The sequence below is a fragment of the Streptomyces sp. N35 genome (assembly GCF_016464295.1).
Lineage (GTDB): Bacteria > Actinomycetota > Actinomycetes > Streptomycetales > Streptomycetaceae > Streptomyces.
The window spans coordinates 1-19,962 of record NZ_JAEIMH010000065.1; the positions used below are offsets into that span (position 1 = coordinate 1).

General features: G+C 70.2%; 18 protein-coding genes. 9 read left to right on the forward strand and 9 right to left on the reverse strand.

Annotated features, from left to right (window positions below; translation table 11 throughout):
• Positions 1 to 339: 339 nt before the first annotated feature.
• On the reverse strand, positions 340 to 1,074 hold the full coding sequence (locus JAO81_RS29615; RefSeq protein WP_199551034.1) for a DUF6193 family natural product biosynthesis protein: 735 nt from the start codon (positions 1,072 to 1,074) through the stop codon (positions 340 to 342).
• A 214-nt stretch (positions 1,075 to 1,288) separates the two neighbouring features.
• On the opposite strand from JAO81_RS29615, the gene JAO81_RS29620 reads away from it, so the two are divergent.
• Both JAO81_RS29620 and JAO81_RS29625 read left to right on the forward strand, forming a co-directional pair.
• Positions 1,289 to 2,332 carry a TIGR03617 family F420-dependent LLM class oxidoreductase gene (locus tag JAO81_RS29620; RefSeq protein WP_199551035.1) on the forward strand — a complete coding sequence of 348 codons (1,044 nt, stop codon included), beginning with the start codon at positions 1,289 to 1,291 and terminating at the stop codon, positions 2,330 to 2,332.
• Position 2,333: 1 nt separating this feature from the next.
• Positions 2,334 to 3,152, forward strand: a complete 819-nt coding sequence (locus JAO81_RS29625; RefSeq protein WP_307813829.1) for an enoyl-CoA hydratase-related protein — start codon at positions 2,334 to 2,336, stop codon at positions 3,150 to 3,152.
• 108 nt (positions 3,153 to 3,260) lie between these two features.
• On the opposite strand, the gene JAO81_RS29630 is transcribed toward JAO81_RS29625, so the two are convergent.
• The 5 genes from JAO81_RS29630 to JAO81_RS29650 form a co-directional block, all read right to left on the reverse strand.
• A complete protein-coding gene (locus JAO81_RS29630; protein ID WP_199551036.1) occupies positions 3,261 to 3,572 on the reverse strand; it encodes an SCO5918 family protein in 312 nt (103 codons plus the stop codon).
• Between the two features lie 48 nt (positions 3,573 to 3,620).
• Positions 3,621 to 4,025 carry a CBS domain-containing protein gene (locus JAO81_RS29635; protein WP_199551037.1) on the reverse strand — a complete coding sequence of 135 codons (405 nt, stop codon included), beginning with the start codon at positions 4,023 to 4,025 and terminating at the stop codon, positions 3,621 to 3,623.
• A 46-nt stretch (positions 4,026 to 4,071) separates the two neighbouring features.
• The gene (locus JAO81_RS29640) at positions 4,072 to 5,532 is read right to left on the reverse strand and encodes a DEAD/DEAH box helicase (protein WP_199551038.1); all 1,461 of its coding nucleotides are present in this window, start codon (positions 5,530 to 5,532) and stop codon (positions 4,072 to 4,074) included.
• A gap of 257 nt (positions 5,533 to 5,789) precedes the next feature.
• Complete coding sequence (locus JAO81_RS29645) at positions 5,790 to 5,993, reverse strand: cold-shock protein (RefSeq protein WP_199551039.1); 204 nt, start codon at positions 5,991 to 5,993, stop codon at positions 5,790 to 5,792.
• 350 nt (positions 5,994 to 6,343) lie between these two features.
• Complete coding sequence (locus JAO81_RS29650) at positions 6,344 to 7,420, reverse strand: helix-turn-helix domain-containing protein (protein ID WP_199551040.1); 1,077 nt, start codon at positions 7,418 to 7,420, stop codon at positions 6,344 to 6,346.
• A gap of 125 nt (positions 7,421 to 7,545) precedes the next feature.
• Here JAO81_RS29650 and JAO81_RS29655 point away from each other — a divergent pair, with 125 nt between their 5' ends.
• Positions 7,546 to 8,250, forward strand: a complete 705-nt coding sequence (locus tag JAO81_RS29655; protein ID WP_199551041.1) for a hypothetical protein — start codon at positions 7,546 to 7,548, stop codon at positions 8,248 to 8,250.
• Between the two features lie 77 nt (positions 8,251 to 8,327).
• On the opposite strand, the gene JAO81_RS29660 is transcribed toward JAO81_RS29655, so the two are convergent.
• Together JAO81_RS29660 and JAO81_RS29665 are read right to left on the reverse strand one after the other, a co-directional pair.
• Positions 8,328 to 8,903, reverse strand: a complete 576-nt coding sequence (locus JAO81_RS29660) for a transcriptional regulator (RefSeq protein ID WP_199551042.1) — start codon at positions 8,901 to 8,903, stop codon at positions 8,328 to 8,330.
• A 190-nt stretch (positions 8,904 to 9,093) separates the two neighbouring features.
• A complete protein-coding gene (locus JAO81_RS29665) occupies positions 9,094 to 9,648 on the reverse strand; it encodes an ABATE domain-containing protein (protein WP_199551043.1) in 555 nt (184 codons plus the stop codon).
• 115 nt (positions 9,649 to 9,763) lie between these two features.
• On the opposite strand from JAO81_RS29665, the gene JAO81_RS29670 reads away from it, so the two are divergent.
• Positions 9,764 to 10,627, forward strand: coding sequence for an NAD(P)-dependent oxidoreductase (locus JAO81_RS29670; protein WP_307813830.1), 864 nt, complete (start codon positions 9,764 to 9,766; stop codon positions 10,625 to 10,627).
• A gap of 113 nt (positions 10,628 to 10,740) precedes the next feature.
• Here the strand turns inward: JAO81_RS29670 and JAO81_RS29675 are convergent, their stop codons facing one another.
• The gene (locus JAO81_RS29675; RefSeq protein WP_199551044.1) at positions 10,741 to 11,403 is read right to left on the reverse strand and encodes a TetR/AcrR family transcriptional regulator; all 663 of its coding nucleotides are present in this window, start codon (positions 11,401 to 11,403) and stop codon (positions 10,741 to 10,743) included.
• Positions 11,404 to 11,604: 201 nt separating this feature from the next.
• Between JAO81_RS29675 and JAO81_RS29680 the strand changes: the two genes are divergently transcribed.
• From JAO81_RS29680 to JAO81_RS29700, 5 genes are all read left to right on the forward strand, one after another.
• Positions 11,605 to 12,885, forward strand: coding sequence for an MFS transporter (locus JAO81_RS29680; protein ID WP_199551045.1), 1,281 nt, complete (start codon positions 11,605 to 11,607; stop codon positions 12,883 to 12,885).
• 52 nt (positions 12,886 to 12,937) lie between these two features.
• On the forward strand, positions 12,938 to 14,713 hold the full coding sequence (locus JAO81_RS29685) for a glycoside hydrolase family 3 protein (RefSeq protein WP_199551046.1): 1,776 nt from the start codon (positions 12,938 to 12,940) through the stop codon (positions 14,711 to 14,713).
• Positions 14,714 to 14,835: 122 nt separating this feature from the next.
• Positions 14,836 to 15,912, forward strand: a complete 1,077-nt coding sequence (locus JAO81_RS29690; protein ID WP_199551047.1) for a 5'/3'-nucleotidase SurE — start codon at positions 14,836 to 14,838, stop codon at positions 15,910 to 15,912.
• 26 nt (positions 15,913 to 15,938) lie between these two features.
• The gene (locus JAO81_RS29695; RefSeq protein WP_233416100.1) at positions 15,939 to 17,453 is read left to right on the forward strand and encodes a carboxylesterase/lipase family protein; all 1,515 of its coding nucleotides are present in this window, start codon (positions 15,939 to 15,941) and stop codon (positions 17,451 to 17,453) included.
• A 105-nt stretch (positions 17,454 to 17,558) separates the two neighbouring features.
• A complete protein-coding gene (locus tag JAO81_RS29700; RefSeq protein ID WP_199551048.1) occupies positions 17,559 to 19,841 on the forward strand; it encodes a glycoside hydrolase family 3 C-terminal domain-containing protein in 2,283 nt (760 codons plus the stop codon).
• The last annotated feature ends 121 nt before the right edge of the window (positions 19,842 to 19,962 follow it).

A 19,962-nucleotide genomic window follows, 5' to 3' on the forward strand; every position in this document is an offset into this window, starting at 1 on the left:
GTCAAGGCCAAGCTCGCCGGCATGGGCATGGGCCTCAAGGACAGCCCGCCCGGATTCGACCCCACCACCGCGGCCGACAGCTACAACCCCGGCCCCGACACCTACGGCACTCACACCGACGACACGGACACCGGCTTCATCGAAACCGAGCAGTACTGAGCGGCTGCAGTAGAGCCGCCCGTGCGGACGGCCACTCACCACACCGTCTGCACCCACCACCGCTGTCGGCAAGAACCGCCCGTGACCGAACGGCCCGTCTTGCTGGAAGACGACCGCAAGACGACAGGTGAGGCGCCTACCGGATCTGGTAGGCGCCTCACCTGGTTCCGTTGATGACGCTCAACGTTGTGGTACCGCGTCATTGGGCAGGCCCGCAAGGATTGCCGCGACGGTCTCTGCCGCACCATCCAGCTCCTGCTGACGGCCGTCGTCGAATCGAACCCGGTAGCGACCGTTTCCGATCGGCATGGCTCGCGGAAGGTCGTGGCAGATGGGCGGAGCGGCCCGACGGCTGAAGGTGAGCCAGTACATGCTCCGCCCCGGCGACAGGACCCGGAGCCGCTCCTCCTCATGGGCGGCCTCGACGAGTTCGAGCAGCGCAGTGTCCGACATGCGCGCGACAGCCTCACGCAGTTGGCGCCACCGCACCGGCACAGCCTCGCCGCGTTCATGAGCCCGGGCCAGCTCCCAGGTCCGCAAGAAGGGCCACTGCGCGACGAGTTCCAGGACCCGAGGCTTTCGCAACCAGGACCGCAACGCTCCGACCACCGCGTACAGGTCCTGGGTACTGCCGGAAGCCATGTGCACCCCGTCCGTCCAGCAGTCGACGATGAAGTCGCGCTCAGTGAGGGCCATCAGGACTTTCGCCGAACAACCGTCGGCCGCCACCTCCGCGGCTACGTGGCGCCAACCTGGCGACGACGTCAGCTCGATCACAAGGTCGTGACCCACGCGATCAGCCACCGTCTGCAGGGCGTTCTGCAAGGAGCCCGCCTGAACCACCTCGGGATACAGCGTCACGTACTTGCGCAGGGGATCGTCCGACGCTGCGTCGCCGGCAAGCTGCTCAGCCATGGCTTCGAGTCTGCCAGGCCCACACATCGTCATCGCTGCGGCGGCCGGCTCGACAAACCGAGACTCTGGCTCAGCCGGGACACCTTAGAGTTCTGACTATGCGTCAGAAAGGAAACCAGGCAAAGGGTGTTGAGGGCCGACATTGCCGACGGCGGAGGGGAGATCCCCCCGCGATGGTGAAGAGCGGTCTCGAGTGGCTGGAAGGGGGAAGGCCGTGACGCGCCATCTGCCCGTCGCCACCCAGCTGGTGGCCGCGCTCGGCGAGGAGGGCATCGCCGCACGGCGGCTCAAGGAGCAGGGGTTCGACGGCGCCTTCACCTTCGAGGGCGGCCACGATGTGTTCTTCCCGCTCGTGACCGCCGCGCGGGAGGGCGTCGGGCTCGACCTGATGACCAATATCGCGGTGGCGCTGCCCCGTTCGCCGGTCCACCTCGCGCATGCGGCCTGGGATCTGCAGCACCTGTCCGGCGGCCGCTTCCGGCTGGGGCTCGGAAGCCAGGTCAAGGCACATGTCACCCGCAGGTACGGGTCCCGGTTCGACCCGCCGGTCGGCCGTATGCGGGAGTGGGTCCGCGCGACCAAGGCCGTACTGGACTCATGGGCCGGCGGCGAACCCCTGGCCTACGAGGGCACCTACACCAGCCACACCCTGATGCCACCGACGTTCCGGCCGGAGCCCTCGCCGTACCCCGTCCCACCGGTCCTGCTCGCGGCGCTCGGCCCGCGGATGACCGCAGCCGCCGGCGAGGTGGCCGACGGACTCCTCGTGATGCCGTTCAACAGCGCACGGCACGTACGAGAGCGCACCCTGCCCGCTCTCGCCGAGGGCCTCGCGGCTGCGGGGCGGCCTCGACTCGGTACCGCGGGAGACACGTTCGAGGTGGTGGCCGAGGTCATCGTGGGGTGCGCACGGGACGAACGGGAGCTGGCTCAGGCGACGGCCGGGGTACGGAGGCTGCTCGCGTTCTACGCCTCGACGCCTGCGTACCGGCCCGTCCTCGACGTCCACGGCTGGGGTGAACTCCAGCCGGAGCTACAGGGGTTGACCCGTGCCGGACGCTGGGATCAGCTGCCCGACGCGATCGACGACACCATGCTCCACACGCTGGCCGCGGTCGGCTCGCCGAAGGACGTGGCCGCCGAGATTCACGCGCGTTGGCGGGGCGTGGCGACCCGGCTGGCGTTCTACCAGCCCTACAGCGCTCAGCCCGACACCACGGGCGAGCTCTTGGCGGCGATCCGCACGGAAGGCGAGTGACGTGGGTGATGTGGGTGATGTGGGTGACGTGACCGAGGTCCGCGTCGACGTCGAGTCGACCGGCGTCGCCGTGATCACCCTCGACGGACCCAAGCGCCTCAACGCGCTGTCCGGCTCCACCCTGCGCGCCCTGGGCGCCGCCTACCGCCGCTGTGACACCGACGACGCCGTACGGGCCGTCGTCCTCACCGGTGCCGGCCGCGCCTTCTGCGCCGGTGCCGACCTCTCCGCACGGGCGGGCGCCTTCGATGCGCCCAAGGGCGAGTTCACCGCATCTCCCGTGCGGCCGCCGGCCTGGCGGGTGCGCAAGCTGGTAATCGCGGCGATGAACGGCCACGCGATCGGCATCGGGCTCACCGTCGCGCTGCAGTGCGACGTCCGGTTCGTCGCCGAGGACGCCGAGCTGGCCATTCCGCAGGTACGGCGCGGCATGATCGGCGACTGCCAGTCCCACTACACGCTGCGGCGCACGGTCGGCCTCGCCGTCGCCGCCGGACTGCTCCTGACCGGACGGGCACTGACCGGCCGCGAGGCCGCCGGCCGCGGCGTCGCAGGGCGCGCCCTGCCCGCTCCCGACGTACTACCCGCCGCCCTGGCGCTCGCCCGCGATACGGCGGCCGAGGCCAACCCCGCCTCGGTCGCGCTGAGCAAACGACTGCTGTGGTCGGATCTGGACGCCGACGCCGTCGAACGGGCCGAGACCCGGGCCCACCTCGCACTCCTCGGCACCGACGACGCAACAGAGGGCGCCGCGGCCTGGCGGGAACGCCGGTCACCACGGTGGAACTCCAAAGCCGGTGACCACGTGGACCCCGCGTGAACCTCGCGCGGGCCATGGGGCCACAGGGCTTGAGGCACGTATCGGCTCTCACGCCACCGGCTGGACCCTCACCGTCGTACAACCAGCGGCCCGCGCCCGCCCCTTCGGTCAGACAGCTGCCGGAGCACCGAGCAGCGCGGAGGCGTTCTGCAACGGGCTCAGGACACGCATCGGCGCTGCGGCCTGGGGAAGGCCACGGCAGGTGAACCCGAGTCGGGTCATGGCCCGCAGGACTTCACCGGCACTGAAGTCGCGGCGGTCCTGGCGCGTGATGACCTGCCCGACCTGCTTGAGCGGATAGGTGCGGCGGCCGATGATCACGGACTCGCCGATGACCTGCTCGGGTTTGACGCCCTTCATGGATTCCAGGACCCCGCTTCTGGTGAGCTCGAACGGGAAGCGGGCGATGACACAGCGCATGATGCCTCACAGGGAGAGGAAGGGGAGGGTGACGCCGCGCTGAGGGGGTCAGCGGGCGAGGGCGAGGATGCCCAGGGCGCTGCCGTACTCATCGACGACGGGCAGGGCGGCGAGGCGGCGGTCGCGCATGGAGTGCTCGGCTTCGGCCATCGTGGTCACGGGCGAGGCGAACGGCCCGCGGTCGTCGAGGATGTCGCGGAGCTGGACGCGATCCGTGTACGCGGAACTGTCACGGACCGCGGCGAGTTGGGCCTGGGTGACCAGTCCGGTGCACAGGCCGTCGTTGTCGCAGATGAGCAGGTGCTCGGTGCGGGCGCCGGCCATGAGGGACAGGGCCACCTCGACGGTCATGTCGTCACAGACCTGGGGTCCGGCCGGTTCCATGGTGTCGGTCACCGTCCGGGGTGAAGGGATGGCTCTGGCCGGGCGGGGTTGCATCTGATCCAGCGTCAAAAGGTGCCTCCTGCGAAGATGGGCCGGCTTCCTGATCCAACGGTGCTCAGGCCGCCGCGTCGAACGCGGATCGCCGAGTGCTCGTGCGACGGGCCGCCGAAGCGGGGCTGCGCCGACCGCGGGAGGCCGTACCGCTCCGGCGCCGCTCGGCCACCGGCGCGGTGATCGTGACGGGGATGCCGGACGGGGCCTGGGCGCCGGTGATCTCGCTGAGGGCCGCTTCGCCGGAGCGGACCTGGGTGGTCTGCGGAACGATTCCGGCGGTGGCCATGAGGCGGGTCATGTCGCGACGCTGGCCGGGCGTGACGAGGGTGACGACGCTGCCGGACTCGCCGGCCCGTGCGGTGCGGCCGCCCCGGTGCAGGTAGTCCTTGTGATCGGTGGGCGGGTCCACGTTGACGACGAGGTCGAGGTTGTCGACGTGGATGCCGCGCGCCGCGACGTTCGTCGCGACGAGGACGGTGACATGCCCGGTCTTGAACTGCGACAGCGTCCGGGTGCGCTGCGGCTGCGACTTCCCGCCGTGCAGGGCGGCGGCCCGCACCCCGGAGTTCAGCAGGTCCTGCGTCAGCCGGTCGACGGCGTGCTTCGTGTCCAGGAACATGATCACCCGGCCTTCGCGGGCCGCGATCTCGGTCGTCGTACGGTGCTTGTCGGCGCCGTGAACGTGCAGCACGTGGTGCTCCATCGTGGTGACCGCGCCCGCGGACGGGTCGACGGAGTGCACGACCGGGTCGGTGAGATAACGCCGCACCAGGAGGTCGACGTTGCGGTCGAGGGTGGCGGAGAACAGCATCCGCTGGCCTTCGGGACGGACCTGGTTCAGGAGCGCGGTGACCTGGGGCATGAAGCCCATGTCGGCCATCTGGTCGGCCTCGTCAAGGACGGTGATCGCGACCTGGTTCAGCCGGCAGTCGCCCCGGTCGATGAGGTCCTTGAGGCGGCCCGGCGTCGCGACGACGACGTCCGCGCCGCGGCGCATCGCGCTGACCTGCCTGCGGATCGGCATTCCCCCGACGACGGTGGTCAGCCGCAGCCTCACCGAACGGGCGTAGGGAGCAAGGGCGTCGGTCACCTGCTGTGCCAGCTCGCGCGTGGGCACCAGTACCAGGGCCAGCGGCTGGCCGGGCTCGGCGCGCTGTCCGGCGGTACGGGCCAGCAGCGCCAGGCCGAAGGCGAGGGTCTTGCCGGACCCGGTACGTCCCCGGCCGAGGACGTCGCGGCCCGCGAGGGTGTTCGGCAGGGTCGCGCCCTGGATCGGGAACGGAACCGTCATCCCCTCCGCGGTGAGCGCGGCCAGCAGTTGCTTGGGCATGTCGAGGTCGGCGAACGTCTCGACGGCGGGCAGCGCCGGAGTGATCGTCTTCGGCAGCGCGAACTCACCCGACACCGCCGCGGGCCTGCGGCCCTGCCCAGAGGGGCGGCTCTGCCCTCCCCCGGAACGCCTCGGGGTGGACGAGCCGAAACGGCTGCGGGAAGAGCGACTGTTCGTACGTGCGGGGTTCATTCAGAACCTTCCTTGATACGGCGCCTGGACTCGACCTCACGTATCAAGGAATTCTCGCAGCGAAACAACAGCGCAGAGAATCCAGGAACGGGCCGAATAGCATGCGAAAGCAAATAGGCTTGCAGTGAATTCAATGCGCGGGCGATGAAATACGACGTCTGTATCGACGTCGCGTGAAAGAAACCCGCAGGAAATGTCCGCAGCTGGGGCCCGCACCCCGAGGGATGCGGGCCCCAGCTACGAAGTGCGTGTGAGCGTCAGACCGGAACGATGTTCTCGGCCGTCGAGCCCTTCTGGCTCTGCACGATGTCGAAGGTGACCTTCTGGCCTTCGAGGAGCTCACGGAAGCCCTGGGCTGCGATGTTCGAGAAGTGGGCGAACACGTCGGGTCCGCCGCCGTCCTGCTCGATGAAGCCGAAGCCCTTGGCCGGGTTGAACCACTTCACAGTGCCAGACGCCATGTCGAACTCTCCCTTGGGGCAGTACGCCGGTATCCGCGAGCCGCGGATGCCGGGTCGCCGCGATGATGCCCCGTCCGGAAGATGACCGGAAATGCAAAACGCTTTACGCGGCAGAAAATGCCGACGTCAGCGTTGAAATTTTTGGGAACCACGACTGCAACCTGAGATCGACAGTAGCATGCGGTAGCAGCCCGTGACGGCCTTTTGATTCCACTCTGTTCGTTGCGGCAAACACGCTGTCCGCGCGGTGCTTCAAACTCTCGTCCCGCCGTCATAGATATTCAGCCGGCGGACATGGGGTTCCCCGTTTCCGCGAGCTGGGCCGGAAGGTAGTCGACCTCGTCCGCGCGTCAGCCTCCAGGCCGCTGCGCGACACCCGACGTCTGCTCTCGCGCCGATGAGGTCGCGAGCGCCGTCCCGAGGGCGGTCCTTGCGTAACGGACGAGGCGACCCCGGCGGTGCCGATCGACCAGCCCTGCCCGCAGCAGAATGCCGAGGTGGTACGACACGGTCGCACTGCTCCAGCCGGTCCTGCGGCTCAACTCAAGCGTGGACGCGGGCATGTCGAGCGTGGTCAGCAGCGCCGCCCTGGTCACGCCCACGAGTCCCGTCAGGGCCGATTCCGCCGCGCCCGCCGGGCGCTCCCCGAGAGCGCCGATGCCGCGCGCCCGGTAGAACAGCACCGGCGTGTGCGGACGTTCGGCAGCGAACAGCACCGGGCCGACATGCGTCGTGGTCGGCACGAAGAGCACTCCATCGTCAGCCCAGTCGATGATCCCGGAGTAGGTGCGCTCCAGGACGAGTTCGGTACCTGTCCACCGCATCCGCTCGCCGAGATCGTCGAGTACCGCCGCCGCGCCGTGCGCGGCCATCCGGTCGGCACGGTGGCCGATGTCGGCATCCAGAACCGCTCGGATCCGTGGCCAGTCCGGCGCCAGTACGGACTCGAACAGGGTTGCCATCGCTGTGGCGGCAGCAGCCGCCACAGCGGCGCCCCCGGCCCGTGCCACCCCCGCCAGCTCCGTGGGCCTCGGGCGTCGCCACCGCTCGTAGGTTGCCTCGCTCCCATGCAGCGCGAGGACGTGGGGCCACACATGCCGGCCACGGATCGCGATGTCGAGCTGATAGTCGACCTCCTCGCCCGGGGTCGCCGCGATACGGGCAGCCACGTCCGGCATCGACTCGCCGTGGCGCGGCACAGGTGTCAGGAAATCCGGGGTGTAGCTGTGATCGGCGGGCACCAGCGCCTCCAACAGCGCCAGCTGCCCCGGCGGTAGGGCCCGCCGGGCACGCGCATGCCACTCCCGTGCGTGAGCGGCCGGATGCCGGCCGCGGTGCCGGAGCACACCGAGCACCTCCATGGCCGCAGACGTGACAAACCGCGATCTGCTCCACGCCCGTGCGTCCAGCTGCAGCCTCATCGCCATCCCGCGAGTGTCCCATCGCCGCCGGAACGGGCTGATGGATTCGAAGGGCCTCGAATGCATGGAAGCCACCGCCGCCCCCACCGGAGGGTGATCCGCGACCGTGTCACCACCACCGAGGAGGGGCCTTGAGCTCGCACCGAACGCCTACGAACTCCGACCACAGCCGGCCTTCCGCCGCCGTCAGCCGACGCGGCATCATGCGCATGGGCACCGCCCTCGGCGCGATGGGGCTCCTGGCCACCGCCACTCCGGCGTCGGGGGGCGGCGGCGCCCCCGCCAACAAACCCCCACCGCGCCAGCCGATTCTGGTCGGCGCCAACCCCGGCCTCCAGCTCTTCGACAGGTCGGGCTCGTGCACGGCCTACATCTCCACCTGGCAGGTGGAGTGGTCCACCCATGGCGCGGGGAACGTTCTCGTGCTCTGGCGGCCGGACGGAGTGAGGGTTGTCGGGGAGGACCCGCACCTCGCGCTCTGGCTGGCCGATCACTTCGTCCGCCATTTTCCCGAACTCGAAGGCCTGCCTTGGACCGCCCCCCGATTCCATCGGTCCACGGTCCAGGTGCGGCTCGACCTCGCGTCCGGGTTGCAGGCCCGGGGCGGAGGAATCGACGTGCGCATGGCCGAGGTGCTCGACCGGCGCGCCTTCGCCACCGACCAGTTCCCGCTGGGCGGCGTGGAACACAGCCTGAGCCTGGTGCTCGGCCCGTGCGGACGGGCCCGGGCACTGGTGGACGGCCGTGTCCAGCCCGGCGAGATCAGTCGGGGAGGAACTCCGGACCGCCCGTCGTCGTCGGCGTTCCTCGCCGCGGCCGAGGTGTGGCGCGCCTGATCCTCCAACCGAGACGGGCCACATACCCCAGTCGGAGCCGTCGGCTTCCGACACAAGGTTCGTGATGTCGCGGCTCGTTACGCGGCAAAGCCGATCGCGGTGCAGTACTCGTACGCGCCGTATTGGCTGCCCAGATCGGGCAGGACGTGGTCCGTCCACGCCGTATCCAGGCCCGCCGCGTCGCCGGCCGCCCACGCCGCGACGATCGCGTCCCACCGCCGCACGTTCATGTCACGGAACGGAACTACGCGCTGCTGAGGGCGACTCACACCGGACTGGTTGAGCGGGTGGATCTCCACGCGCGTTCCGCGACCTGCGCGGTTGAGACGCTTGAGGAGATGCGCGGCGACGTTATTGCGGCGCACCGTGCGATACGCGGCATCGATCTTCCGCAGGTTGCTGGCGCTCGGACGGCGTTTCCCGTCCAGCCAGGCCTTGAGGGTGCGGTCGGTGACGGTCAGGCCCGCGGCGCCGGCGGCATTGCGGGCGTGGGTGGTCCGGGTCAGATAGTGCAGCCGTGCCATCAGACCGCGGGAGGTGGTGGCAGGGGTGGCGAAGTAGCCGGCGAGGTCATCGAGTTTGCGGCCCACCAGCTCGCTGCCCTTGGCCCCACGGGCACCGTATTTCCCGAACTCCTGGGTTCTCTCCGGCACCTACCCGACGCCCCGCTTCCCGATCGATTCCACACTCAACTCCATAGCCTATTGGGGTCGGTACGCGGCTACACCCCAGGCCTACGCCACCCGCGTGTCTTCACACACCGCTCCACACCATCCGCAGCCCCTCGACCAGGCTTCCCCTCCCGTAGACGTTGTCGACGGGCTCGATCCCGGCTCCGCAACGTCAGCGCGCGGCGATGCGTGACTTCTTGACCTTGTTGCCGCAGGTGTTCATGGAGCACCAGCGGCGGGTGCCGGCGCGGCTGGTGTCGAGAAACAGCCCCGCGCATCCAGGGCCTTCGCAGTTCTTGACGCGGGTGCGGTCGGGGCCCCCGAGGATGCGGATGGCATCCGTGGCGAGGACCCCGAGGGCGTCCCTGACAGGAGTCGTCCCCGTCAGCTGCCATGCTGCGCGTCCGCGGTCCATGACAGCCTTCGCGTGCCCAGCGGCAGCAGACGAGTTGAGGGCGCGGACATCCTTCGGTCTCGGCTTTCCCCCGGCGGCGATCGCCGACCCGATCCGGTAGATCGCCTCGCGCAGTCCGACGGCGTCCTCCAGATCGGTCTGTGACACGTCTGGGACGTCCAGCCCTGTCGCCCCGAGCCACATCTTCAGTCGTACGGGGTCGGCCAGCCGCTCCCTCGGCGCCAGGCCGGCGCGATCGCTGACGGTGGCGGTGAACCGGAACGCCAGCACCTCGTTGTCCATCCGGAACACACGCCGTACATCCCCGGTCATTCCAACCTCCGCGGTGAGCGAGCCCGGAACTCCTTCAACCGGTTCGTTGCGATCGTAACTCCATGACATCCTTGAACTGCTTCAGACGGTTCAGAGGAAAGCAGAGGTGCGCAGCGTGAGCAGCATCGCGGTCATCGGTCTGGGAGCCATGGGGGCACCCATCGCACGCAACCTCGTGAAGGCCGGCCACGACGTGGTGGTGTGGAACCGCTCCGACGGGCCCGCGGCCGAACTGGTCGCAGCGGGGGCCCGCCGCGCCGCCTCCGTCGCAGAGGCCATGCGCTCACCAGTGGTCTTCTCGGTCCTGTCCGACGACCGGGCCGTCGCCGAGACGTTCATCGACTCCGGCGTCCTCGCTCGGACTCCGGGCGGGACTGTCCACGTCAACCTCGCCACGGTGAGTACCGACCTGGCTCGCCGAGCCGGCGCGGCACACGCCGAGCACGGTGTCGGATATGTCGCGGCACCGGTCTTCGGCCGCGTTCCGGTCGCCGAAGCCGGAGCACTCAACGTCCTTGCGGCCGGCGAGCAGTCGCTGCTCGAACGCGTGCAGCCGTTCTTCGATGTGATCGGCTCGCGGACCTGGCGCATCGGCGACCGGCCGGAGCAGGCCAACATCGTGAAGATCCTCGGGAACTACCTGATCGCCTGCGCGATCCAGTCACTGGGTGAGGCCGTCAGTGTCGCGGAAGGCGCCGGGGTCGACTCCGGGCACCTGGTCGAACTGCTGACGTCAACGCTCTTCCCGGGACCCGTGTACACCGGCTACGGCTCGATGATTGCCGAACGGCGCTACCAGCCGGCCGGATTCACCACAGACCTGGGCCGCAAGGACCTCCACCTCGCGCTCGACGCGGCAACCGACCAAGGTATTCCGCTCCCGATCGGCCAACTCTTGCGTGCTGTCTTCGACGAGGCCATCGCCGACGGTCGCGGGGCGGACGACTGGGCGGTCATCGCGGAACAGCAGCCACGGTGACCACCCACGGGGAGCGTACCGCTCCCCCTGATGTCGAACCGACTCCCGTATTGGGCCGTTGAGTTGGGCGACGGCGCCGCGCTCGGTGGCCGACGCGAAGGCCGTTGCTCCGGTTACGGCTTCGGCGGCAGCGGCTCACGCGCGGTGGAGATCGACGCGTACAGCCTGTCGAAGTAGCTGCGCAGTCGTTCCGCCATGTCGACCTCGTCCGGAGTGAGGGCCCACTGGAGTTGGTGCCCGTCCATGACGGCGACGATCTCCTGGGCCACGGCCGTGCAGTCGGTGTCCGCGGCGAGTTCGCCCGCGTCGGCCGCGGCCCGCAGGGTGTCGGTGAGGCGGCTGAGGACCATCGCGTAGCGCTGCTTGAAAAAGGCGTGCGCGGGGTGTCCGGGTTCGCAGGACTCGCCGATCAGGACGTTGAACATCCTCGTGCGGCCGGGGCGGCGGCTGTTGTACTCCACGAGGTCGGTCAGGCGCCGGAAGCAGTCCGCGGCCGAGTCGAAGTCCACCGTGAAGAACTGCTCGATGTCGTGTTCCTCGCTGTGCTCGAGGACGGAGACGAGCAGGTCCTCCTTGCTGCGGAAATGGTGCAGCAAGCCGCCCTGCGTGACACCGACTTCCTTTGCGATCCGGGCCAACGAAGAGGCGTGGAAGCCCCATTGGGCGAAGTGTTCGACCGCCACGTCGAGGATGCGCCGCCGCCGTTCGTCGCCCACGGCGTACGGGCCGCGCGCCTTGGCCGTGTTGCGGGAGTGGCGGCTGTTCGTCCGGTCCATGTGGATCACCGTAGCCCGGGCCGCGCACGGGACCGGGAGTGACCTGTATCACTTTCCGAAAACCTACTGGGCACTCGGGTTTCGTGCTTTTCTGTGCTCGCCCCGATGGGCGATCCCCCTCTGCGTCAGCTGTGTTGACACGTGTCAACACAGGCCGCTTCTGTGCCCCGTCCCCGTACAGCCGCACCTGAGGAGTCGGACATGAGCACTGCCAGTCCCGGAACCCGGCCCACACCCGATGCACCACACCCCTCCCCGGCCGACGAGGAGACGAGTCCGCTGCAGGCAGGGCGGCTCGGCCCGCTGTTGTGTCTGCTCGCCGTCGGCAACACCGCCATGTTCATGATCTACATGGGTGTCGGCCAGGTGCTGCTCCCCGTACAGATCGAGGCGCTCGACCCCGCGGACAAGGTGGCCAACCTCGGCCTGGTCAGCGGCGTTTCGGCCGTGTTCGCGACCCTCTTCAACCCGCTGGCCGGACTGCTCTCCGACCGCTCGGGGCGGCGCAACCCCTGGATACTCGGCGGCGGAATCGCCGCGCTCGGAGCGCTCGCCCTGCTGGGCGCCGTTCGCAGCGTCCTGCTCGTCACCATCGGCTGGTGCCTGGTCCAGGCCACGATGAACGTCTACCAGGCGGCCATCACCGCCGTCGTCCCCGACCGCGTGCCGATGAAGCGCCGCGGCCTGGCCTCCGCCATGGTCGGCATCGGGACACCCGTCGGCACGATCATCGGCGTCACGATCGCCTCCGCGTTCGTGCCCGGTGACGTACGGACCGGTTACCTCGTGCTGGGCGCGCTCATCGCCCTGACGGCTGTCCTGTTCACCACGCTCGTACGGGAGACGAAGCAGCCCGTCGTCCAGCCGGAGTCCGTGGGGCGCCAGCTCACCGCGCTCGTTTCGGCCCTGCGCACGCACGACTTCCGGTGGGCCTTCATCGGCCGGTTCCTGCTGGTACTCGGCTACTTGTCCATCGTGCTCTACCAGCTGTACATCCTGCAGGACCACGTCGATCTGCCCGACGGTCTCTCCCCGGCCGGCGCCCTGGCGATCCTCTCCCCCGTCACCGCGGTCTGCACCCTGGCATCCACCGTCGTCGGAGGAGTCCTGTCGGACCGTGTGGGGCGCCGCAAGCCGTTCATCGCCGTCTCCTGCGTCTTCACCGCGATCGGCATGATGATCCCGGTCCTCAGCCCGACCTGGACGGGCATGCTCGTCTTCGGTGTGGTGACCGGACTGTCCTTCGGCTGCTTCATGGCGGTGGACACCGCCCTGGTCACACTCGTCCTGCCCAGCGCGGACGACGCCGCCCGTGACATGGGCGTCCTGAACGTCGCCAACGCGGGCCCGCAGATCATCGCCCCGTTCATGGCCTCGGTCGTCGTCGGCTCACTCGGCGGCTACCCCGCGCTGTTCATCACCGGCGCCGTGATCACCGTCCTGGGCGCCCTCTCGGTGATCCCGATCCGCGGCGTGCGCTGACCTCTCCGCCGCACATCACGCCCTCGCCCCGCCTTCGCCACCGGAGAAACACATGCTCCCCGCTGTCCGCAATGACGGTCACCCCTACCAGGATCCGGCCCGCTCCGTCGATGAACGCGTCGACGACCTCCTCGCCCGGATGACCCTGGAGGAGAAGGCCGGACTGCTCTTTCACACCGTGCTCCCGATGCACCCCGACGGCCGTCCCGTTCAGCTCGGTGACGAGGCGTTCGTTCCGGCGGACACCACAGGCGCGATCCGCTCGAAGCTGATGAGCCACTTCAACCTCTTCGGTACGGCCGCGCCCCGGCAGATGGCGCAGTGGCACAACACCGTCCAGGAACTCGCCGCCGGCACCCGGCTCGGCATCCCGGTGACCGTGTCGACCGATCCGCGGCACTCCTTCACGACGCACCTCGGCGCCTCCATGAGCGCCGGCGCGTTCTCCGCGTGGCCGGAGCCGACCGGCCTCGCCGCGGTCCGCGACCCCGAACTGGTGCGCCGTTTCGCCGATATCGCCCGCCGGGAGTACCTCGCGGTCGGTCTGCGCGTCGCCCTGCACCCGCAGATCGACCTGGCGACCGAGCCGCGCTGGTCGCGCCAGTCCGCCACCTTCGGCGCCGACGCCGTGCTGACGGCTGAACTGGTCCAGGCGTACATCCTCGGCTTCCAAGGCGAACGGCTCGGCGCGGACAGCGTGGCCACCATGGTCAAGCACTTCCCCGGCGGCGGACCTCAAAAGGACGGCGAGGACCCGCACTTCGCCCACGGGAAGGAGCAGATCTATCCCGGCGGGATGCGCGAGTACCACCTGGCGCCGTTCAAGGCCGCCATCGCCGCCGGCGCCTCGCAGATGATGCCGTACTACGGGCAGCCCATCGGGACCGACTGGGAGGAGGTCGGATTCGGCTTCAACCGCGGTGTCGTCACCGGGCTGTTGCGCGAGCGGCTCGGGTTCGAGGGCATCGTCTGCACCGACTGGGGTCTGCTCACCGACCACGAGATCTTCGGTGAACCGCATCCGGCGCGCGCCTGGGGCGTCGAACATCTCACGGTCGCCGAGCGTACGGCGAAGGCCCTCGAGGCGGGCGCCGACCAGTTCGGCGGCGAGGAATGCCCCGAGGTCGTCGTCGAACTGGTCCGCTCGGGCCGGATCGGCGAGGAGCGCATCGACGGGTCGGTGCGCCGCCTGCTGCGCGAGAAGTTCGTGCTCGGACTCTTCGAGAAGCCGTATGTGGACCCCGAGTTGGCCGAGGAGATCGTCGGCAGCAGCGAGTTCCGCGGCGCCGGGGACACAGCTCAGCGCCGGTCGCTGACCGTCCTGGTCAACCGCGACCGGACCCTGCCGGTGAAGACGCCGCGGCCGAAGCTCTACGTGGACGGCATCGACACCGACGTCGCCGCACAGTACGGGGAGCTGGTCGGCGACCCGGCCGAGGCCGATCTGGCCGTACTGCGGCTGCACGCCCCGTACGAAGTGCGCGAGAACCGCTTCGAGGCGCTGTTCCACTCCGGGCGGCTCGACTTCACCGAGGAGGAACTCAAGCCGGTCCTCGGCCTGCTCGACACGGTGGCGACCATCGTGTTCCTCCATCTCGAACGTCCCGCCGTCGTCCCGGAGATCGCCGAGCGGTGCGCGGCTCTGATCGCCGACTACGGCGCGAGTGACACGGCGCTATTGGACGTGGCCTTCGCCCGCGCCCGCGCCGAGGGACGGCTTCCGTTCGAACTGCCGCGCTCGATGGCCGCGGTCGAGCGCTCGCGCCCCGATGTACCGCACGACACCGCCGACCCGCTGTTCGCCTACGGCGCCGGCCTGGACCTGTGACCGGCCCGGTCCGCTGATCGTGCCGGGCACCTGGCCCCGTGACTCGCCGGCCACCCGGGGCGGACTCCCACCCCGCCCCCCGTTCCCTCCTCCTCACGTTCCGCTCGCCAAGGAGACTCCTCATGCAGCGCACCCTGCGCACGCTCCTCGTCGTCGCCTGTACCACGGGCGCCGCCTTCTCGTCCCTCGCCGTGGCCGCCGAAGAGCACAGCCCCTCCCCTGCATCCACCAAGCCCCTGGCCGGTCTGCGGGTGCTGGTGTCCAACGACGACTCGATGCGGGCCGCGAAGACCTCCCACGCCGACGGGCTCGGCCTGTACGAGATCCGCAAGGCGCTGTGCGACGCCGGCGCCGATGTCGTCGTCATGGCCCCTTGGCAGGTGCAGTCGGGCAAGGGGACTGCCGTCACCAACGGCGGCACCCTGACCCTGGCACGGCGCACCCAGTTGCCCGTCGGCTACGAGAACGACTGCGCCGGCACCCGTTCCGGCTCGCCCGTCTACGGCATCTGTCTGTCCAGCGGACCCTGCGCAGCGGACTCCCCCAGCGCCACGCCGTCCGACACCGTCAAGTTCGCCCTGCGCACCGGACTCGCCGCGAAGGCCGGCTGGAAGAACGGCCCGGATCTGGTGGTCACCGGCATCAACTCCGGACCCAACATCAGCGCGCAGGTCAACGACTCGGGCACGGTGGGCGCCGCGATCGCCGCCATCGACCAGGGTGTGCCCGCCATCGCCCTGTCCTCGTCCGGCGACGCCTCGCAGACCCGCTTTCCCGTCGCCAACTACCGGGCGCACGCCCGCTTCGCCGCCGCCTTCGTCTCGGGGCTGCGCGCGAGGAACCTGTTCACCGACCGCTTCGCCCTCAAGGTCGACTACCCGGACGTGAGCGACGGCCGGCGGGCCAAGGCGCCCGCGTGGACGAGCGTGGGTCACGGACAGGTCGTCTGGCACGCGTACGAGGCCAAGTCGTCCGCCGACAGCGACAGTTACGACATCACCCTCGGCCTGTGTCCCGGCCGGCCTGGTGGCCCGGGCACCGGGGCCGTCCGGGGCGCCGGCTCCACCGCGCTGCTGGGGCGGGGGCGCATCTCGGGCGCCCCGATCACCGCCGACCGCACCTACGGGGTCCGCACCGACGGCGGGCGAGAGCTCCGTCGCATCGAGCAGTACGTCGTCCGTCACGCCCCGCGCTCCTGAACCGCCCACCCACCGTGGAGAACCGCATGCCCGACCGCACCATGACACCCTCCGCAGCCGCCCCCACCACCTCCGCCGTGACGGTCCGCACACCCCGCGGTCCCGTGCGCGGTGAACGACAGGCCACCGGCGTACGCTTCCTCGGCATTCCCTACGCGCAGCCGCCGGTCGGCGACCTCCGGTTCGCCGCTCCCGTACCGCCCGTGGCCTGGACCGGCACCCTCGATGCGACCTCGTACGGGCCGACCGCGCAGCGCAGGCCGTTCGCGGACGTCACCACCATTCCCGAGCCGACCATCCCCGGTGCGTCCACGCTCAACCTCAACGTCTTCACGCCCGCTCCTTATCCGGCCGCCGAACTGCCGGTCCTGGTGTGGATCCACGGCGGGGGCTTCGTCGCCGGATCGGCCGCGAGTCCCTGGTACGACGGCAGGTCCTTCAACCGCGACGGTGTGGTCCTGGTCTCCGTCGGCTACCGGCTCGGGATCGAGGGCTTCCTGCACCTGGCCGACGCACCCGACAACCGGGGCGTCCTCGACTGGATCGCCGCCCTGGAGTGGGTGCGTGACACCATCGCCTGCTTCGGCGGGGACCCGGCCAAGGTCACGGTCGCCGGACAGTCGGCGGGCGGTGGAGCCGTACAGACCCTGCTCGCCACGCCCCGCGCGCAGGGCCTGTTCCGGGCGGCCATATCGGTGTCCGGCGCGGTGATGGAGCCTCAGGACCGCGCCACAGCCGAAGCGGTGAGCCGTCTGTTCACGGCCCGCACCGGCGTGCGCGCGACCGCCGCCGCCCTGCGGGACACCACGGACGCCGAACTCCTCGCCCTCCAGGACGCACTCGGCGCTCCGGGTCCCGACCGCGGGCCGCTGCCGATGCTCGCCCTCGCGCCCTTCGCCGACGGCGACCTCGTTCCGCAGCCCGTGGCAGAGACACTCGCCTCGGGCGATACGGGCGCGGATATTCCGTTGATGGCCGGTTTCACCGCGCACGAGTTCAATGCCGCGCCGTCTCCCGGCGGCTCCCGCGACGACGACCCGGGCGCGCTGCTCGCGCCGTTCGGTCTGGACGAGCGACGCACCCGGATCTTCCTCGACACCCATGCCGCGCACGCGGACCGGCCCGCGCTCCTGTGGGGGCAGGCGGTCACCGACACCGTGTTCCGCGCCCCCACGCTGGCCGTCGCCGACGCGCGGGCGTGCCGCCAACGGCCCGTCTGGCTTTACGAGTTCAGGCGAGCGGCCACGGCGCCGGGTGTCGACGGACTCGCATACCACTGCACGGACCTGCCGTTCGCCTTCGACCTGCTCGACGCGCAGGGCGTCACCGCCGCCCTCGGCGAGAACCCTCCGCAGCACCTGGCCGATGCCGTGCATGCCGCGTGGGTCGCGTTCGTACGCGATCTGAACCCGGGGCCGCAGTGGCCCCCGTACACCGAAGAGGGGCGGCAAACGATGGTCTGGGACGACAGGCCGCGCGTGGAGCGTGATCCTTTGCGGCCGGTGCGGGAGGTCTGGGCGCGCCCTGCGCCGCAGGGGTGAGCCCCCTCAACTGTCCTTTCCCTACGGGGCGTTGTACTCAGGCATCCGTGCCCGATCGCCTCGCCCCTCCCCCGCACCCGCACCCGCACCCGACGGAGTTGCCCCATGCACCGCACCACCCCTCGTCTCGACATCCCCGCCCTGCTGGCCGCGCTCACCAGGGAGGAGAAGGTAGCCCTGCTCGACGGCTCGGACTTCTGGCGCACCCAGCCCGCCGAACGGCTCGGCGTCCCGTCCGTGATGCTCTCGGACGGACCGCACGGACTGCGCAAGCAGCCCGAGTCCGGTGACCATCTGGGGCTGCTCGACAGTGTCCCGGCTACCTGCTTTCCCCCCGCCGCCGGCCTCGCGTCGAGCTGGGACGTCGAACTCCTTCGCCGGGTCGGCGAGGCGCTCGGCCGCGAGGCCCGCGCGGAGCGGGTCTCGGTTCTGCTCGGCCCGGGCGTGAACATGAAGCGCTCGCCCCTGTGCGGCCGTAACTTCGAGTACTTCTCCGAGGATCCGCACCTGGCGGGCGAACTCGGTGCCGCATGGGTCCAGGGCTTGCAGAGCCAGGGCGTCGGAGCCTCGCTCAAGCACTTCGCCGCCAACAACCAGGAGACCGACCGGATGACGGTCTCCGCCGAGATCGATGAGCGCACCCTGCGCGAGATCTATCTGCCGGCCTTCGAAACCGTCGTTGCCACAGCACGCCCCTGGACCGTCATGTCCTCCTACAACAAGGTCAACGGGACCTACGTCGCCGAGAGCCGCGCGCTGCTCACCGACATCCTGCGCGACGAGTGGGGCTTCGACGGTCTGGTCGTCTCCGACTGGGGTGGCATCGACAACCGTCCGGCGAGCCTCGCCGCGGGAGCCGACCTGGAGATGCCGTCGTCCGCCGGTGCGGGCACCCGCGCGATCCTCGACGCCCTGGACAGCGGCCTGCTCGACGACACGGATCTGGACACGGCCGTCACCCGGCTGCTCACCCTCGTCGAGCGCGCGCTGCCCGCTCTCGACGACTTGTCCATCCACGCGTCCTTCGACGCCGATGCCCACCACGCCCTCGCGCACGAGGCCGCGACCGCGAGCGCCGTCCTGCTCAAGAACGACGGTGCGCTGCTGCCCCTGGATCCCTGCGCCGGCGGCACCATCGCCGTCATCGGCGAGTTCGCGCGTACGCCCCGTATCCAGGGCGCGGGTTCCTCGCAGGTCAACCCGACCCGCGTCGATACAGCGCTGGACGCGCTGCGGGCCGCGCTCGACGGCCGGCGTGACCTGACCTTCGCTCCCGGCTATGTGATCGAGTCCGATGAGGCCGGTCCCGAGCTCGTCGCGGAAGCGGCCCGGGCGGCCGCGGACGCCGAGGTCGCCCTGGTGTTCCTCGGCCTGCCCGCCTCGTACGAGTCCGAGGGCTTCGACCGCGCCCACATGGATCTGCCCGCCCACCAGATCGCCCTCTTGCACGCGGTCGTCGACGTCAATCCCCGTACAGCGGTTGTACTTTCCAACGGCTCCGTGGTCACTCTCGCGCCCTGGCAGGACCGGGTGCCGGCCATCCTCGAGACCTGGCTGCTCGGGCAGGCCGGCGGCTCCGCCTGCGCGGATCTGCTGCTCGGCCGCGCGAACCCGTCCGGGAAGCTCGCGGAGACGCTGCCCCTGCGGTACGAGGACACCCCGGCCGTCGGGGCGTTCCCCGGCGAGTTCGGCCGCGTCCGCTACGCCGAGGGGCTGCTCATCGGCTACCGCTGGTACGACACCCGTCGGCTGCCGGTGGCCTACCCGTTCGGGCACGGCTTGTCCTACACCACGTTCGCCTACAGCGACTTGGCCGCCACCGTCCGGGCCGACGGTGCCGATCCCCTGGTGGAGGTCGCCGTCACCGTCACCAACACCGGTGAGCTGAGGGGCAGCGAGACGGTCCAGCTCTACGTCACGGACCCCGAGGCGTCCGTCCACCGTCCCGAGCAGGAGCTGCGCGCGTTCACCCGCGTCCACCTCGACCCGGGCCACAGCGAACGCGTCCAGCTGCGACTCACCCTGCGGGCCTTCGCCTTCTGGCATGAGAGCGCCGGTCGCTGGACGGTCGAGGGCGGCACGTTCGGCCTGCGCGTCGGTGCCTCCTCGCGGGACATCCGCCTGCGGGCCACGGTCGAACTCGACGGCAACGGATTCGTCCCGCCCCTCGCCGCCGACTCGACGGCGGAGCAGTGGCTCGCCCACCCGGCGGCGGGCCCCTGGCTGCGCGAAGCGCTCGGCACCGACGGGTTCTCGGCCATCATGTTCGACCCGAACAACGGGGCCATGATGCGCGCGATTCCGCTCAGCCGCCTGGTGCGTTTCCCGGGATTCCCCGTCGATGCGGAGCAGGTCGCCGTGGCGGTGTCCGAGCACGCGACCGGCTGACCGGCACTTGCGGTGCCTCGGCCCGCAGGAGTGCGGGTCGAGGCACCGCTGCGTGGGGAAAACGGACGGGCACCTTGGAAGTCATTCCCGTGCCCCGGGTGGCCGAGGAGTGGCAAACTCG

Excerpts from the sequence above, each read along its gene's own strand:
- JAO81_RS29615 (WP_199551034.1), bottom strand. The coding sequence starts at position 1,074 with ATGGCTGAGCAGCTTGCCGGCGACGCAGCGTCGGACGATCCCCTGCGC.
- JAO81_RS29630 (WP_199551036.1), bottom strand. The coding sequence starts at position 3,572 with ATGCGCTGTGTCATCGCCCGCTTCCCGTTCGAGCTCACCAGAAGCGGG.
- JAO81_RS29640 (WP_199551038.1), bottom strand. The coding sequence starts at position 5,532 with ATGAACCCCGCACGTACGAACAGTCGCTCTTCCCGCAGCCGTTTCGGC.
- JAO81_RS29645 (WP_199551039.1), bottom strand. The coding sequence starts at position 5,993 with ATGGCGTCTGGCACTGTGAAGTGGTTCAACCCGGCCAAGGGCTTCGGC.
- JAO81_RS29650 (WP_199551040.1), bottom strand. The coding sequence starts at position 7,420 with ATGGCGATGAGGCTGCAGCTGGACGCACGGGCGTGGAGCAGATCGCGG.
- JAO81_RS29665 (WP_199551043.1), bottom strand. The coding sequence starts at position 9,648 with ATGACCGGGGATGTACGGCGTGTGTTCCGGATGGACAACGAGGTGCTG.
- JAO81_RS29675 (WP_199551044.1), bottom strand. The coding sequence starts at position 11,403 with ATGGACCGGACGAACAGCCGCCACTCCCGCAACACGGCCAAGGCGCGC.
- JAO81_RS29680 (WP_199551045.1), top strand. The coding sequence starts at position 11,605 with ATGAGCACTGCCAGTCCCGGAACCCGGCCCACACCCGATGCACCACAC.
- JAO81_RS29685 (WP_199551046.1), top strand. The coding sequence starts at position 12,938 with ATGCTCCCCGCTGTCCGCAATGACGGTCACCCCTACCAGGATCCGGCC.
- JAO81_RS29690 (WP_199551047.1), top strand. The coding sequence starts at position 14,836 with ATGCAGCGCACCCTGCGCACGCTCCTCGTCGTCGCCTGTACCACGGGC.
- JAO81_RS29695 (WP_233416100.1), top strand. The coding sequence starts at position 15,939 with ATGCCCGACCGCACCATGACACCCTCCGCAGCCGCCCCCACCACCTCC.
- JAO81_RS29700 (WP_199551048.1), top strand. The coding sequence starts at position 17,559 with ATGCACCGCACCACCCCTCGTCTCGACATCCCCGCCCTGCTGGCCGCG.